Raw genomic sequence first — 12,927 nt, 5'->3', positions numbered from 1 at the left:
CTTCACGCGATGCCCGCTCACCAAATCACCATCATCAACAAGCTGGGCTTGCATGCCCGGGCTGCCGCCAAATTCGTCGGCGTTGCCGGCAAGTACCCTTGCCAGATCCGTGTCGGCCGTTCTCCCGACAGCATGGTCGACGGCAAAAGCATCATGGCCGTCATGATGCTCGCTGCGGGGAAAGGCACCGAGATTCACCTTTTGACCGAGGGACAAGACGAGCAGGCTGCCCTGGAGGGCCTGATCGAGCTTATCAACAACAGGTTCGATGAGGGTGAGTGACACCAGTGGCCCTTGAGCTGTTCGCCCTCCCCGCTTGACGCTTTGAAACCTGCACTATTGCCGATTCTTCATCGTCTGAATGTGTCCCACCGCATACCTTCGCACATCAATTCGCCAAATTGGGATCCCTATACTTGATCATTCAAAGTGGTGGATCTTTAATTCATCGCTTTGAAACACCTCGTCGCTCATCGCCCAGCTCGATCTTGGTAGGCCTGAGCAACAGCTCGACTCCAGACTCGGGCGGAGCATATTCCAGGTGTCCTCCCCAAAGAGCTAATCGATGACACTGTCCGCTGAACTGGTGCGCAAAGGGACTTGGTCCCGTTCGGAAAAGATGTTGATGTCGGGCAGCGTGCTGGCGGTGGTAGCGATTTTATCGATCGTTACCTCGTTGCTTGCGCGAGAGTACGCGAGCGCAACCGACAGTGCTGTTCGCGCGGCGCACAACGTGGTGCAACTCATCGATGCGGACGTGCAGCGTAATGCCGACTTGTATGACACCTCGCTGGAGGGAATGATTGCAACATGGCAGCAGCCCGAGGTGATGTCGGTTTCACCGCAGTTGCGCCAACAAATAGTCTTTGATCGCTCGACTGCCGCGCCTTACAAGGGCGACTTGGTGGTCCTGGATGAAACCGGCACCATCGTTGCCGATTCCATTTCGGTCATTCCCCGCCACGACAATTTCGCTGACCGACCCAGTTTCATCCTGCACAGAAGCAATCCGTCCCTTGGTTTGCTGGTCACCGGGCCCTTCAAATCTCGCTGGGGGTTCAAGGACTGGTGCATCAGTTTCAGCCGCCGTATTCCTTCATCCAATGGCAAGTTCGTGGGCATCGTGGCCGCATCAATGCGTTTGGCGTACTTCAGTCGCCTGTTCCGAGGGCTGGACGTGGGACAACATGGCACGATCAACCTGATCAGTGCACAGGGAGTGATGCTGGCCCGGGAGCCGGAGCAAACCGAGCGAACGTTCATCGGCCAGGATTTGAGCGAACGAACGAATTTTCGGCGCATTCTCAGAGAGGTCAACGGCAGCTTCGCTGCTCGATCGGAGTTGGATGGCGAGCATCGGCTCTATACCTTCTCACGAGTGGGCGATCTGCCGTTGATCGTGGTCGTCGCCCAGTCACAATCTGAGGTGTACGCCGTCTGGAAGCGCAACACGCTGTTGGTTGCGGGAGCCACTGGCCTGCTATGCCTGGGAATTCTCTGGCTGTCTTACCTGCTCGGCAAACAGTTGCAGTTACGACAAAAGGCGGAACGGGAACTTGCCGAACTGGCAGCGACAGATGGCCTGACAGGCCTGGCCAACCGTCGCCATCTTGATCGTGTGCTCCGCCAGGAATGGGCACGCAGCGCCAGGACGGGTAAGCCGCTGTCATTGCTCATGATCGATGTGGACCACTTCAAGGCATTTAACGACCGCCATGGTCATCATGGAGGGGATATCGCCTTGCGCAACGTGGCCCAAGCGCTGTCGGCCAACATCCGTCGTCCGGGGGACCTTGCCGCTCGGTACGGCGGAGAGGAATTCATCGCGGTGCTCCCAGAGACTGACCTCAAGGGGGCGCACGCATTGGCTGAGACGATCAGGGCAGCCATCGCCGTGTTGCCGCCTTATGCCGGCGACCAGCACGCCGTCACCGTCAGCATCGGGGTGGCTTCGCGCATACCGGATTCGAGTAAAAAAGAAGCGCAGCTGTTTACTGAAGCAGACGACGCGCTCTATCGCGCCAAACGAAGAGGACGCAACCGCGTTGAAACTCAACCAGCGATCGAGCCCGAAACGATCCAGCCATAAAAAAACGCCAGGCGGGCTGGCGTTTTTTATGGACGCTAAAGCGATTAGCTCGCTTTACGTACGGCGTCGCGCAGCGCTTTCACTTTATCGTGATTGGCTTGCACGCCTACGAGTTGACGCTCGATCAGGGTCACTACGTTAGTAGGCAGTGCTTTCTCCCCCGCCTTCTGGCGTGCCTCTTTGTAGGCTTTCAAGGCGTGGTCTTCGCCGCGCTCGACTTCATTGAGCACTGCTTCGTCGCTTTTGCCAGTGACAGCCGCTTTCAGCTCCACCCACAGGCGGTGAATGGTCCCGGTGGCGCTCGACGAATTGTCTGGATCACCACCCAGTGCGCGAACCTCTGCCTGGAGTTCACGAACCGCCGAAGCGCATTCGGACGAGCGAGACAGGAAATATGCTTTGATTTCCGGATTCTTCAGGTCTTCGGCGGCAGTATGAAAGCCTTTTTCGCCGTCCTTACTGGTCTCGATCAAATCATTGAGAATCGAAATGGCTTCTTTGTTGATGTCTGTCATTTTTGCAGTTCCTCTATGGCAGTTAATCGAAGAGTTGATGTATCTACGTTCGATGAAAGTCTTGTTGCATTGCCCGTGCCATTCAGAGAGAAAACAATAATCCTTTTATTATCATAGACTTACAAACGAGTTTAATTATTGGATTATCGCGTTCTGCATGATGTTCTCATTGGCATACATGCAGAATGCACGTATCGTCGAGGTTCACTTAATGCGACAGACGGAGCGGTCATGGATGCTGAGAAGCTGAAGCAACTTGTCAGTCTGGAAATGCCCTTTGGCAAATATAAAGGTCGCCTCTTGGCAGATTTGCCAGGCGATTACCTGAATTGGTTCGCACGTCAGGGGTTCCCTGCAGGCGATTTGGGTCGCCTGCTCGCGTTGATGCATGAAATCGACCACAACGGCCTGTCTGCCCTTCTGGACCCGTTGCGCAGCCGCCCTCGCGAAGCGCTGAGAGAACGTCCTCTGAAAACGCCGATCCGCTTTTCCTGAACCTGAACCCGAGCCTGACCACAGACCCAGCACAAAAAAGGCGGCGACCGCATACGAATACGGTGCCGCCAAAGAGCTTCATGGAAACACAACTACAAGGAGTGCTGAAGATACGGGAGCGCTCGGTACCGGGTGCGGTACATATCTATCGCGCTTGAATCTTTCGAGAACGATGCAAAAAAAACGGCGCTCCTGACCAAGGGAACACCGTTAAATAGCCATGCAACAACGACTTCTTGCGTAACGCCCATCGAGGGGTCATTGAAACAGCTTCTGCTTGAACGGAAGCTGTCGAAGGTCAATCCAGCGAACGGGGTACTGATTCAGCCGAACAAGGCGACAGCTTCAGCGGTCGCGTCGGTGATGCGCCCCCAGTCACCGTTCTTCACCCAGGCGTTATCGATCATCCAGGTACCCCCCACGCACATCACATTCGGCAGCGCCATGTAGCTTTTCAGATTGGCGGCACTGACGCCGCCGGTGGGGCAAAAACGCACTTCCGGGAACGGGCCACCCAGCGCCTTGATTGCACCGACGCCCCCGCTGATTTCCGCAGGAAACAGCTTGAAGCGGCGATAGCCCAGCGCGTAACCGATCATGATCTCCGAGGCGCTGGCGATACCAGGCAGGAGCGGCAATTCGCTTTGCGCACCCGCCTCCAGCAGATCCTGTGTGCTGCCGGGCGTGACGATGAACTGCGAACCCGCATCCTCGGAAGCTTTCAACATGTGTCGATCCAGCACTGTCCCCGCCCCCACGCACAGCTCTGGACGGGCATCGCGCAGGATGCGAATCGCCTTGAGGCCGAATTCGGAGCGCAGGGTGATTTCCAGCGCGGTCAAACCGCCCGCCGCCAGTGCGTCGGCCAGCGGCAGCACGTCCTGCTCACGCGCGATGGTGATGACCGGCAAAATCTTCGCTTTCGCGCAGAGTTCGTCGATTTGGGCAACTTTGCTCGCCATGCTGTTCAACGGTTGTGTCATAGGGTTTTTCTCCATGGCGGCTGATCCTTCGCTTATGGGCACCAGTAAATCTCTAGAGACGAGTTAAGGAATGCGCGTACAGGCATTTCGGCAACGTCGCCGCCGGCCAGCGCGGCACGCAGTGTTTCCAGTTTTGCCTGTCCGGAAATGGACAGAATCGGAGTCGTCGCCGACGCCAACAGGGACCGCGTCATGGTCAGACGCTGATGAGGAATGCTCGGCGCCAGCATGGGCAGACAACGACGTTCGCTCCCCAAGTCCAGGGCCTGAGCCAGATTCGGGCTGTTCGGGAACAATGATGCCGTGTGACCGTCGTCCCCCATGCCGAGCACCAGCACGTCGATTTTCGGCAATTCTTTCAGGGCTTCATCCGCAGCGGCAGCGGCTTCATCCAGCGTCGTGGTCGGACGATAGAGGCCAAAAAATCCGGCCTCGGCGGCTGGCCCCTGGAGCAAGAAACGCTTGAGCAGGCCAGCGTTGCTGTCGGCATGTTCGGTGGGCACCCAGCGTTCGTCGGCCAGACTGATGACGACCTTCGACCACTGGATCGGCTTTTGCGCCAGCGCCTGGAAAAAAGCGACCGGGCTTTTGCCACCCGATACCACCAGTGTCGCGACGCCATGCGGGTTGTCGGAAATGGCCGCGCTCAGGCGTTCGGCCACGTGGTCGGCCAACGCACTGGCCAGTTGTTCGGGGCTGTCGAATTCGTTGGCCTTCAGACCAGCCGGCAAATCAAGTTCACATATCGCCATACCAGGATCTCCCGTCACGAGTAATGAGCGCAATGGAACTCATCGGCCCCCAAGAGCCTGCCGCGTAAGGCTTGGGCGCATCGCCCGCCTTTTTCCAGCCAGCAATCAGCTGGTCGCACCATTGCCACGCATACTCAATCTCATCTTTGCGGACAAACAGGTTTTGATTGCCGCGCATGACCTCTAACAACAACCGCTCGTAGGCGTCCGGAATCCGGGCGCTGCGGTAGGCGTCAGAGAAGCTCAGTTGCAGCGGATTGCTGCGAAGTTGCATGCCTTTGTCCAGCCCCTGATCCTTGGTCATCACTTGCAGCGAGATACCTTCGTCGGGCTGCAGGCGGATGATCAGTCGGTTGCTGATCTGCATCCGTTGCTCAGGCGCAAAAATATAGTGCGGAGGTTCTTTGAAGTGGATCACGATCTGCGACAGCTTTTGCGGCATGCGCTTGCCGGTGCGCAGGTAGAAAGGCACCCCGGCCCAGCGCCAGTTGCGAATATCGGCACGAATGGCAACGAAGGTCTCGGTATCGCTCGCCGTGTTGGAGTTCTCCTCCTCAAGATAACCTGGCACTGGCTTCCCTTCGCTGTAACCGGCGATGTACTGGCCGCGTACCACTTGCGTCGCAAGCCGCTCCGGAGTGAACGGCGCCAATGCTTTGAGCACCTTGACCTTCTCGTCACGAATGCTGTCGGCGGACAGGTCGCTGGGGGGATCCATCGCGATCAGACACAGCAGTTGCAGCAAGTGGTTCTGAATCATGTCGCGCAACTGACCGGCCTGATCGAAGTACCCCCAGCGGCCCTCGATGCCGACCTTTTCCGCCACGGTAATCTCAACGTGGGAAATGTAATTCTGGTTCCACTGGGTTTCGAAGAGGCTGTTGGCGAATCGCAGTGCGATGAGGTTTTGAACCGTGTCCTTGCCCAGGTAGTGATCGATGCGGTAAACGCGGTTTTCCGGGAGGAATCTGGCCACGGCGTCGTTGACCCGCTGAGAAGAAGCCAGGTCGTGACCAATCGGCTTTTCCAGCACGGCTCGTGTACGGTCAGTCAAGCCAACCAACGCCAGGTTTTCGCAGATGGCCCCGTAGACCGAAGCAGGCGTGGCGAAGTAGGCGATCATGGTTTGCGCGTCGCCAACCTTCTCGGCCAGCGCGGCGTAGTCTTCGCCTTTCAAAAAATCCACGTGCAGGTAACTCAGGCGCGCCTGGAAACGCTCCACATGTTCACGCTCAAGCTGCGCCTCGGGTACGAAACGACGCAGGCTTTTATCGATATACGCCAGATGCTCCTCAGGCGTACCCGCTTCTCGGGCCAACGCGAGAATTCGCGTCTCGGCGTGCAGCAGTCCAGCACGGTCCAGCTGGTACAACGCAGGGAACAGCTTGCGCACCGCCAGGTCGCCCAAGGCGCCAAACAAGGCAAACGTGCACGGTTCAACCGTAATCGAGAGCATAATGTTGGTTCTTTTATCAAGTTAAGCTACAAATACCTTTTTTAAAGGCGTTACTCAAGGCCATATGTAGTAATAACCACAACATTTGCCCAAAAAGCACTTAAGAGTGGTGATCGCTACAGGCCCCCAGTACGATAGGCCACCTTTGCTACAGGCTAAAGGCCCAGTGAGTACCTTTTGCACAATGGCTCACCGATCAGCCTGTTACAGCTTTACGAGAAGGACGTTGAATGGAACGCGTACGCAATCTTCTGGAGCAGATCCAGAGCCGCCTTGATGAACTGAACAAGGCCGAGCGCAAAGTCGCCGAGGTGATTCTGAGCAATCCCCAACAGGCCACGCGCTTCAGCATCGCCGCGCTCGCGCAGGCCGCCAAGGTCAGCGAACCGACCGTCAATCGCTTCTGTCGGTCATTCGACGTCAGCGGCTATCCCGAACTGAAACTGCAACTGGCCCAAAGCCTGGCCAGCGGCGCAGCCTACGTCAGCCGGGCAGTCGAAGCCGATGACAACCCCGAAGCGTATACCCGCAAGATCTTCGCCAGTGCCATCGCGTCGCTGGATAGCGTGTGCCAGGTGCTCGATCCGACGCTGATCAGCAAGGCTGTCGACCTGCTGATCCAGGCACGGCAGATCCACTTCTTCGGCCTCGGTGCTTCTGCGCCTGTAGCGCTCGATGCCCAGCACAAATTCTTCCGCTTCAATCTTGCGGTGACCGCGCACGCCGACGTGTTGATGCAACGCATGCTGGCCTCGGTGGCGCATACCGGCGAACTGTTCGTGATCATTTCCTACACCGGCCGCACCCGCGAGCTGGTGGAGGTCGCGCGCATCGCAAGGGAAAACGGCGCATCGGTCCTCGGACTGACCGCTGCCAATTCCCCGCTGGCCCAGGCCAGCTCGTTGAGCCTCAATATCCCACTGCCTGAAGACACCGACATCTATATGCCGATGACGTCGCGCATCATCCAGTTGACTGTCCTCGATGTGCTGGCGACCGGCATGACGCTGCGCCGCGGCGTGGACTTCCAGCCCCATCTGCGCAAGATCAAGGAAAGCCTCAACGCCAGCCGCTATCCGGTCGATGATGGGTTGGATTGAACCTGGCGACCTGGCGATCGTGACGCGGCGTCGCCGCATCGAACACTCAACCTACCCGACCAGACTTGCCTGCAGGCTCAACCTGGCACGCTGCCCCGGCGCAAGGTGCAGGCAGTCGCCGACGCCTGAAGCGGCCTCCACCCGCACGAACTCCGCCGCCTCGTGCCCTGTCACCCCCAACAGTGGCCGGCTGCCCGGGTGCCAGACAGCAGTGTTGACGCTGTCATGGGTATCGATGCTCAACCGCCGCTGCCAGTTATCGTCCTGGAGCTCAAGCGCTCCAGCATGATCGAAGCGACGTTGACAGCCGCCCGACAGCCGCAACCCGCCGCTCTGGGCGCAAACGGCACGATTGATTCCGTCGTAGCCTTGCGCACCGTCCAGCCCCTCCAACGCAACATCGGCGACGTCGCTGACTCGCCAGTAAGCATGCAAGGCGTGACCGAACTGGCATGGTTCGCTGTCCTGATGCTGCGTTTCGAGCCGCAGCCCCATGACAGCCCCTAGCTGGGCGTAGAGGTCCGCCTGCCAATCCCATAAGCACAAGCGCCAATGCAAGGAGACGCCTTCGTCGTGCTCCCGACTGTCGATCAGCTTCCAGTTCAGCAACCGCCCCCAGCCATTCGCTGGCCAGCCGCCTTCCTCGGGATGCCGCCCCACCCACGGCCAACAGACCGGCACACCGCCTCGTATGGCTCCTACATGGGGCCATCGCGAAGCGCACCAAAGCCAGGGCTTCTGTCCGGCAGGCTGAAAGTGCAGGAGCTGAGCGCCCTGCCGACTGAACACCGCCTGACACTGGGGGTGCGTAATGATGAGCACGTCACGCTGTTGGTGACGCTCCCATTGAAACGTCGGCTGAGGGCGTGCGGACGTAAAAAAGCGCTGAAAAGGGTGTTGGGGCACTGTTGGATCGGTGCTGGACATTGCTCGACCCCATAAAAAACGCTCCTGAAAGCGGAGCCGTTACACGAAAAAAAGCGGGCAGCCTGGCTGCCCGCAAAGCACACACGACCCTGGATCGTTTGTGAAGCACATCAAGTGCGCCACGCGGGGGAGCGACCCGCGCGGCGGTTCGAGCGGTCAGAACTTGGATTGAATCTTGAGGCCCGCAACCAGTGCGTTATCCGCTTCGGTCACGCCGCCTGGACTCTTCACGTATTGCAGGTTCGGACGCACGGTCAGCCAGTCGGTGACGTGGAAGCCGTAGTAAATTTCCGAGTTGTATTCGCTGGTCTGCACAGGCTGGAACAGAGGGTTGTCGTAATCGTTCACGCCGTTGAAGGCATTGAGCTCACGCTGAGCGTCACGTACATCGTCGTTCACGTGAATGCGCGCGATACCAATACCAATGTCATCTTTCGGACGTGCATCGAACGGACCTTTGTACACAAAGCCGATCTGCTGATAGTTGTCGACGAAGTTGGTGGCTTTGTCATGCACGGTAGCGTTGGCGAAGATGCTCAACCCGCGAGAGGTGTCGCCGTTGTGGGTGGTCAACTGTTGTTGCGCCACGATCCACCAGCCGTGCTTGTCCTTGTGAGACTTGAAGTCGCCGCCAAAGATACGCTGGTTCTGGCCATTGACGTTTTCAGTGACGTCATCGGCGCTCGGCGAACTGAGGTAGTAACCGACGCGGTACTCGCCTGGCAGGGAGTTCACGCTCGGCGACCACACCAGTTCCACTGGGACCACGGTGCCTTTCGCGCCGCTGCCGCTGAGCTTGAAGCCGTTGCCGGTTTCCAGGTAGGAAGGGTTCTGCTCGTAAACGCCAATCTGGGCGAAGACTTCCGGCGTGATGTTGTATTTCACGCGCAGGGCCCACTGGCTGACCGGCCAGTTGTACCAGGTGTTCACGTAGTTGCCCACTTGCGAGCCGCAGAACGACAGGTTCTGGAAGTCGCATGGGAAGCTGTTGAAATCCTCGCCTTCGCCGAAGCGACCGAGTTTGATGTCCAGCGCACCGTCAAAATACTTCTGCTTGACCCACATCTGCGTCAGACGCCAAGTCTGCCCGCGGCCCCAGACTTCTTGCGAGGAACTGAGGGTGCCAGCGCGAGGATCGCCTATACGGTCGTTGGAGATGTTGTTACCGCTACGCTCGGTGATCGCCAGTTTGAATTCCGCGTCATGCCAACCGAGGATTTTCTGCAGATCCATTTGCACGCCAAACGCGAACTGGTCGCTGTAGCGGCCCGTCGTGTCGTGGTTATAGCCGCCGGCCAGGTTCGAGCCCGCCTCGCCTACGTACTCGATCGGGAAATCGTAGCCCTTGTCGTAAAGCTCCTGGCGCAGTCCGCCCCAGTCGCCGGTCAAGTGTTCACTCGCTTTGAACGGTTCCATCGCGGAAGCCGTTCCCGACAGCGACAACGCGCTCAGGACCGACAAGCCACCGATTAACTGGAACTGGTTAAGCGATTTGCCTTTTACCTTCTTCATCCCTTAGATCCTCGTTTTATTGTTATTAGCCTTGAACAGCGTTAACCACTTGCTTCGTGTGCCTGACAGGGCCCTCGTTACGGCAGCAGCGCCCTGTCAGATGTGCTCGTTGATACGGTATGGGTACCCTTGAATGATTGCGAGTCAGTTGCGGTTGAGCCGGGTGACGTTACTCACCCCCTCGGCAGGCTGCGACTTCTTCAGCGCGCCCAGGCGCTCGCCGGTAGCGGCGTCGAACAGCAACACCTTGGCCGGGTCGAACTGCAAGGTCAACGTCTCACCCACAGCAGGCGCGACATCCGGCGCGAGGCGGCAGCAGACCTTGCTGTCGTTGAGGGTCACGAATACCAGCGTATCGGGCCCTGTCGGTTCGGTGACCTGCACTTCGGCGCGAATGGTAGGCAGCCCCGCCGCCTCACCGGACGCTAGCATGATCTGCTCAGGACGAAGGCCCAGAATCACCTCACGGTCTTCAAGCCCGGCATCGCTCATGTTCATCGGCAATTCGCAGCGTGCCTGCCCGCTGTCCAGCAAGGCCACAAGGCGACCCTCCTTGCGTTGCAGGCGCAGCGGAATGAAATTCATGGGCGGCGAACCGATGAAGCTGGCGACGAATTGATTGGCCGGGTCGTTGTAGATCTCTTTCGGCGTACCGAACTGCTGGATGATCCCATCCTTCATCACAGCCACTTTGTCGCCCAGGGTCATGGCCTCGATCTGGTCATGGGTCACGTAGACCGTGGTGGTTTTCAGGCGCTGGTGCATCAGCTTCATTTCAGTACGCATCTCGACACGCAGCTTGGCGTCGAGGTTGGAAAGCGGCTCGTCGAACAGGTAGATCTTCGGACGGCGCGCCAAGGCGCGGCCCATCGCCACTCGCTGCTGCTGACCGCCAGAAAGCTGGCCTGGCTTGCGGTTGAGCAAGTGTTCGATCTGCAACAGCTTGGCGACGCGTGCCACCTCGGCGTCGATGTCCGCCTGGCTCATCTTGCGGATCTTCAGTCCGAACTCGATGTTTTCGCGCACGCTCATCGTGGGGTACAGCGCGTAGGACTGAAACACCATGGCGATGTCGCGGTCCTTCGGGCTCATGCCGCTGACGTCCTGATCACCGATCATGATTGCGCCACCGGTAATGTTTTCCAGGCCCGCGATGCAGTTCATCAGGGTCGACTTACCGCACCCTGATGGGCCTACCAGGATCAGAAACTCGCCATCCTTGATAGACAGCTCGATGTTTTTCAGCGTGTCCGGCAGACCGGTACCATACGTCTTGTTTACATTGCGAAGTTCAAGCGTTGCCATGATTACCCCTTGACTGCGCCGGCCGTCAGCCCACGCACGAAATACTTGCCTGCCAGCACGTAGACCAGCAGGGTTGGCAGGCCGGCGATCATCGCCGCCGCCATGTCCACGTTGTATTCCTTGACCCCGGTACTGGTGTTGACCAGGTTGTTCAACGCCACGGTGATCGGTTGCGATTCGCCGCTCGAGAACACCACGCCGAAGAGGAAGTCGTTCCAGATTTGGGTGAACTGCCAGATCAGGCAGACCATGATGATCGGCGTAGACATCGGCAGAATGATGCGACGGAAGATCGTGAAAAAGCCTGCACCGTCAAGGCGGGCAGCTTTGACCAACGCATCCGGAATGCTCACGTAGTAGTTACGGAAAAACAGCGTAGTGAACGCCAGGCCGTAAACGACGTGAACCAGGACCAGGCCGGTCGTCGTGCTGGCCAGGCCCATCTTGCCAAGCGTGAACGAAGCGGGCAGCAGCACGGTCTGGAACGGCAGGAAGCAACCAAAGAGCAGCAGACCGAAGAACATCTGCGACCCTCGGAAGCGCCACATCGACAGCACGTAGCCATTCAACGCGCCGATTGCAGTGGAAATCAGCACCGCCGGAACGGTGATCATGATCGAGTTCCAGAAGTATCCTTTCACCGTCGCCCAGGCCTTGAGCCAGCCGATGGTGGTGATTTCGGCAGGCCAACTCAGCAGGTTGCCAGTGCCAATGTCTTCCGGCGACTTGAAGCTGGTCAGCAGCATCACCACCAGTGGGATCAGGTAAATGAGCACCGCGCCGATCAGCACCGCGTAAATCGCCAGGCGGCTCAAGCTCAATGTCGGTTTCTCGGCGAGACTAGTCATGGCGCTTGGTCCTCAGCTCGGAGTACAGGTAAGGCACGAGGATGGCGAGAATCGCACCGAGCATCAGAATCGCACTGGCCGACCCCATCCCCATCTGGCCACGGCTGAAGGTGAACGAGTACATGAACATGGCCGGCAGGTCCGACGCATAGCCGGGCCCACCCGCAGTCATCGCAGCGACCAGGTCGAAGCTCTTGATCGCAATATGGGCGAGGATCATCACCGAGCTGAAAAACACGGGACGCAGGCTAGGCAACACGACTTTCCAATAGATCTTCGGCATGCTGGCGCCGTCGATTTGAGCGGCACGGATGATCGATTGATCGACACCCCGCAGGCCGGCCAGGAACATCGCCATGATGAAGCCCGACGCCTGCCATACCGCGGCGATCACCAGGCAATACACGACGCGATCCGGATCGATCAGCCAATCCAGACGGAACCCTTCCCAGCCCCAATCACGCAACAGCTTGTCGAGCCCCATGCCGGGGTTGAGCAGCCATTTCCAGGCGGTACCAGTGACGATCATCGAGAGCGCCATCGGGTAGAGATAGACCGTGCGGATGAAACCTTCGCGGCGGATGCGCTGGTCCAAGAAAACAGCCAGCAACACGCCAACGACCAGGCTGATGCCAATGAAGAGGCCGCCGAACACCGCGAGGTTCTTGCTCGCGACCCACCAGCGGTCGTTGTCGAACAGCCGGGCATACTGCGCCAGCCCCACGAATTTGTAGGACGGCAGGAATGTAGAGTTGGTGAACGAGAGGATGAACGTCCACAGGATATAACCGTAGAAGCCCACCAGAACGATGAACATGCTGGGCGCCAGCACCAGTTTAGGTAGCCAGCGCTGCAGTACATCGAACGGCGAGGCTTTGCTGAACACAGCAACAGAACTCATGGTGAAATCCAGTACAGAAAAATGAAGAACACAAACATGTCCAG

Annotated in this window: 13 protein-coding genes; 4 read left to right on the top strand and 9 right to left on the bottom strand. The window is 58.4% G+C overall.

Annotated elements, in window-relative coordinates; genetic code table 11:
• Nucleotides 1-9: 9 nt before the first annotated feature.
• Both DBP26_RS08605 and DBP26_RS08600 read left to right on the top strand, forming a co-directional pair.
• Nucleotides 10-282, top strand: coding sequence for an HPr family phosphocarrier protein (locus DBP26_RS08605; RefSeq protein ID WP_108236868.1), 273 nt, complete (start codon nt 10-12; stop codon nt 280-282).
• Nucleotides 283-565: 283 nt separating this feature from the next.
• Complete coding sequence (locus DBP26_RS08600; protein ID WP_256600959.1) at nt 566-2,089, top strand: sensor domain-containing diguanylate cyclase; 1,524 nt, start codon at nt 566-568, stop codon at nt 2,087-2,089.
• Between the two features lie 44 nt (nt 2,090-2,133).
• Here DBP26_RS08600 and DBP26_RS08595 read toward each other — a convergent pair whose 3' ends face one another.
• Nucleotides 2,134-2,604, bottom strand: a complete 471-nt coding sequence (locus DBP26_RS08595) for a PA2169 family four-helix-bundle protein (protein ID WP_108236867.1) — start codon at nt 2,602-2,604, stop codon at nt 2,134-2,136.
• 231 nt (nt 2,605-2,835) lie between these two features.
• Between DBP26_RS08595 and DBP26_RS08590 the strand changes: the two genes are divergently transcribed.
• On the top strand, nt 2,836-3,099 hold the full coding sequence (locus DBP26_RS08590) for a DUF3820 family protein (RefSeq protein ID WP_108236866.1): 264 nt from the start codon (nt 2,836-2,838) through the stop codon (nt 3,097-3,099).
• Nucleotides 3,100-3,422: 323 nt separating this feature from the next.
• On the opposite strand, the gene DBP26_RS08585 is transcribed toward DBP26_RS08590, so the two are convergent.
• Genes DBP26_RS08585 through zwf form a run of 3 tightly spaced genes read right to left on the bottom strand, consistent with a single transcriptional unit; the run spans nt 3,423 to nt 6,290 of the window.
• Nucleotides 3,423-4,097: a bifunctional 4-hydroxy-2-oxoglutarate aldolase/2-dehydro-3-deoxy-phosphogluconate aldolase gene (locus tag DBP26_RS08585; RefSeq protein ID WP_108236865.1), complete on the bottom strand. Its 675-nt coding sequence runs from the start codon at nt 4,095-4,097 to the stop codon at nt 3,423-3,425.
• 17 nt (nt 4,098-4,114) lie between these two features.
• Nucleotides 4,115-4,834, bottom strand: a complete 720-nt coding sequence (pgl, locus tag DBP26_RS08580) for a 6-phosphogluconolactonase (RefSeq protein ID WP_108236864.1) — start codon at nt 4,832-4,834, stop codon at nt 4,115-4,117.
• Complete coding sequence (gene zwf, locus DBP26_RS08575) at nt 4,821-6,290, bottom strand: glucose-6-phosphate dehydrogenase (RefSeq protein WP_108236863.1); 1,470 nt, start codon at nt 6,288-6,290, stop codon at nt 4,821-4,823. The genes pgl and zwf overlap by 14 nt, the downstream gene beginning before the upstream one ends.
• A gap of 230 nt (nt 6,291-6,520) precedes the next feature.
• Between zwf and DBP26_RS08570 the strand changes: the two genes are divergently transcribed.
• Nucleotides 6,521-7,390, top strand: a complete 870-nt coding sequence (locus tag DBP26_RS08570; protein WP_108236862.1) for a MurR/RpiR family transcriptional regulator — start codon at nt 6,521-6,523, stop codon at nt 7,388-7,390.
• Nucleotides 7,391-7,441: 51 nt separating this feature from the next.
• Here DBP26_RS08570 and DBP26_RS08565 read toward each other — a convergent pair whose 3' ends face one another.
• The 5 genes from DBP26_RS08565 to DBP26_RS08545 all read right to left on the bottom strand — a co-directional run bounded on the left by DBP26_RS08565 (nt 7,442) and on the right by DBP26_RS08545 (nt 12,883).
• Entirely contained in the window at nt 7,442-8,317 is an 876-nt protein-coding gene (locus DBP26_RS08565) for a D-hexose-6-phosphate mutarotase (RefSeq protein WP_108236861.1), read from the bottom strand.
• Nucleotides 8,318-8,473: 156 nt separating this feature from the next.
• Entirely contained in the window at nt 8,474-9,829 is a 1,356-nt protein-coding gene (locus DBP26_RS08560; protein ID WP_108236860.1) for a carbohydrate porin, read from the bottom strand.
• A 144-nt stretch (nt 9,830-9,973) separates the two neighbouring features.
• Nucleotides 9,974-11,134 carry a sn-glycerol-3-phosphate ABC transporter ATP-binding protein UgpC gene (gene ugpC / locus DBP26_RS08555; protein WP_108236859.1) on the bottom strand — a complete coding sequence of 387 codons (1,161 nt, stop codon included), beginning with the start codon at nt 11,132-11,134 and terminating at the stop codon, nt 9,974-9,976.
• 2 nt (nt 11,135-11,136) lie between these two features.
• Complete coding sequence (locus DBP26_RS08550) at nt 11,137-11,982, bottom strand: carbohydrate ABC transporter permease (RefSeq protein WP_108236858.1); 846 nt, start codon at nt 11,980-11,982, stop codon at nt 11,137-11,139.
• On the bottom strand, nt 11,975-12,883 hold the full coding sequence (locus DBP26_RS08545) for a sugar ABC transporter permease (RefSeq protein ID WP_108236857.1): 909 nt from the start codon (nt 12,881-12,883) through the stop codon (nt 11,975-11,977). The genes DBP26_RS08550 and DBP26_RS08545 overlap by 8 nt, the downstream gene beginning before the upstream one ends.
• Nucleotides 12,884-12,927: the final 44 nt, after the last annotated feature.

Origin of the sequence: Pseudomonas sp. RIT409, from assembly GCF_003052515.2 — a bacterium.
Lineage (GTDB): Bacteria > Pseudomonadota > Gammaproteobacteria > Pseudomonadales > Pseudomonadaceae > Aquipseudomonas.
The sequence above is the reverse complement of the archived record's forward strand: the minus strand, read 5'-3'. Positions and strand labels throughout refer to the sequence as shown.

Excerpts from the sequence above, each read along its gene's own strand:
- DBP26_RS08545 (WP_108236857.1), bottom strand. The coding sequence starts at position 12,883 with ATGAGTTCTGTTGCTGTGTTCAGCAAAGCCTCGCCGTTCGATGTACTG.
- DBP26_RS08600 (WP_256600959.1), top strand. The coding sequence starts at position 566 with ATGACACTGTCCGCTGAACTGGTGCGCAAAGGGACTTGGTCCCGTTCG.
- DBP26_RS08565 (WP_108236861.1), bottom strand. The coding sequence starts at position 8,317 with ATGTCCAGCACCGATCCAACAGTGCCCCAACACCCTTTTCAGCGCTTT.
- DBP26_RS08570 (WP_108236862.1), top strand. The coding sequence starts at position 6,521 with ATGGAACGCGTACGCAATCTTCTGGAGCAGATCCAGAGCCGCCTTGAT.
- ugpC (WP_108236859.1), bottom strand. The coding sequence starts at position 11,134 with ATGGCAACGCTTGAACTTCGCAATGTAAACAAGACGTATGGTACCGGT.
- zwf (WP_108236863.1), bottom strand. The coding sequence starts at position 6,290 with ATGCTCTCGATTACGGTTGAACCGTGCACGTTTGCCTTGTTTGGCGCC.
- DBP26_RS08550 (WP_108236858.1), bottom strand. The coding sequence starts at position 11,982 with ATGACTAGTCTCGCCGAGAAACCGACATTGAGCTTGAGCCGCCTGGCG.
- DBP26_RS08590 (WP_108236866.1), top strand. The coding sequence starts at position 2,836 with ATGGATGCTGAGAAGCTGAAGCAACTTGTCAGTCTGGAAATGCCCTTT.
- DBP26_RS08595 (WP_108236867.1), bottom strand. The coding sequence starts at position 2,604 with ATGACAGACATCAACAAAGAAGCCATTTCGATTCTCAATGATTTGATC.
- DBP26_RS08560 (WP_108236860.1), bottom strand. The coding sequence starts at position 9,829 with ATGAAGAAGGTAAAAGGCAAATCGCTTAACCAGTTCCAGTTAATCGGT.
- pgl (WP_108236864.1), bottom strand. The coding sequence starts at position 4,834 with ATGGCGATATGTGAACTTGATTTGCCGGCTGGTCTGAAGGCCAACGAA.
- DBP26_RS08605 (WP_108236868.1), top strand. The coding sequence starts at position 10 with ATGCCCGCTCACCAAATCACCATCATCAACAAGCTGGGCTTGCATGCC.
- DBP26_RS08585 (WP_108236865.1), bottom strand. The coding sequence starts at position 4,097 with ATGGAGAAAAACCCTATGACACAACCGTTGAACAGCATGGCGAGCAAA.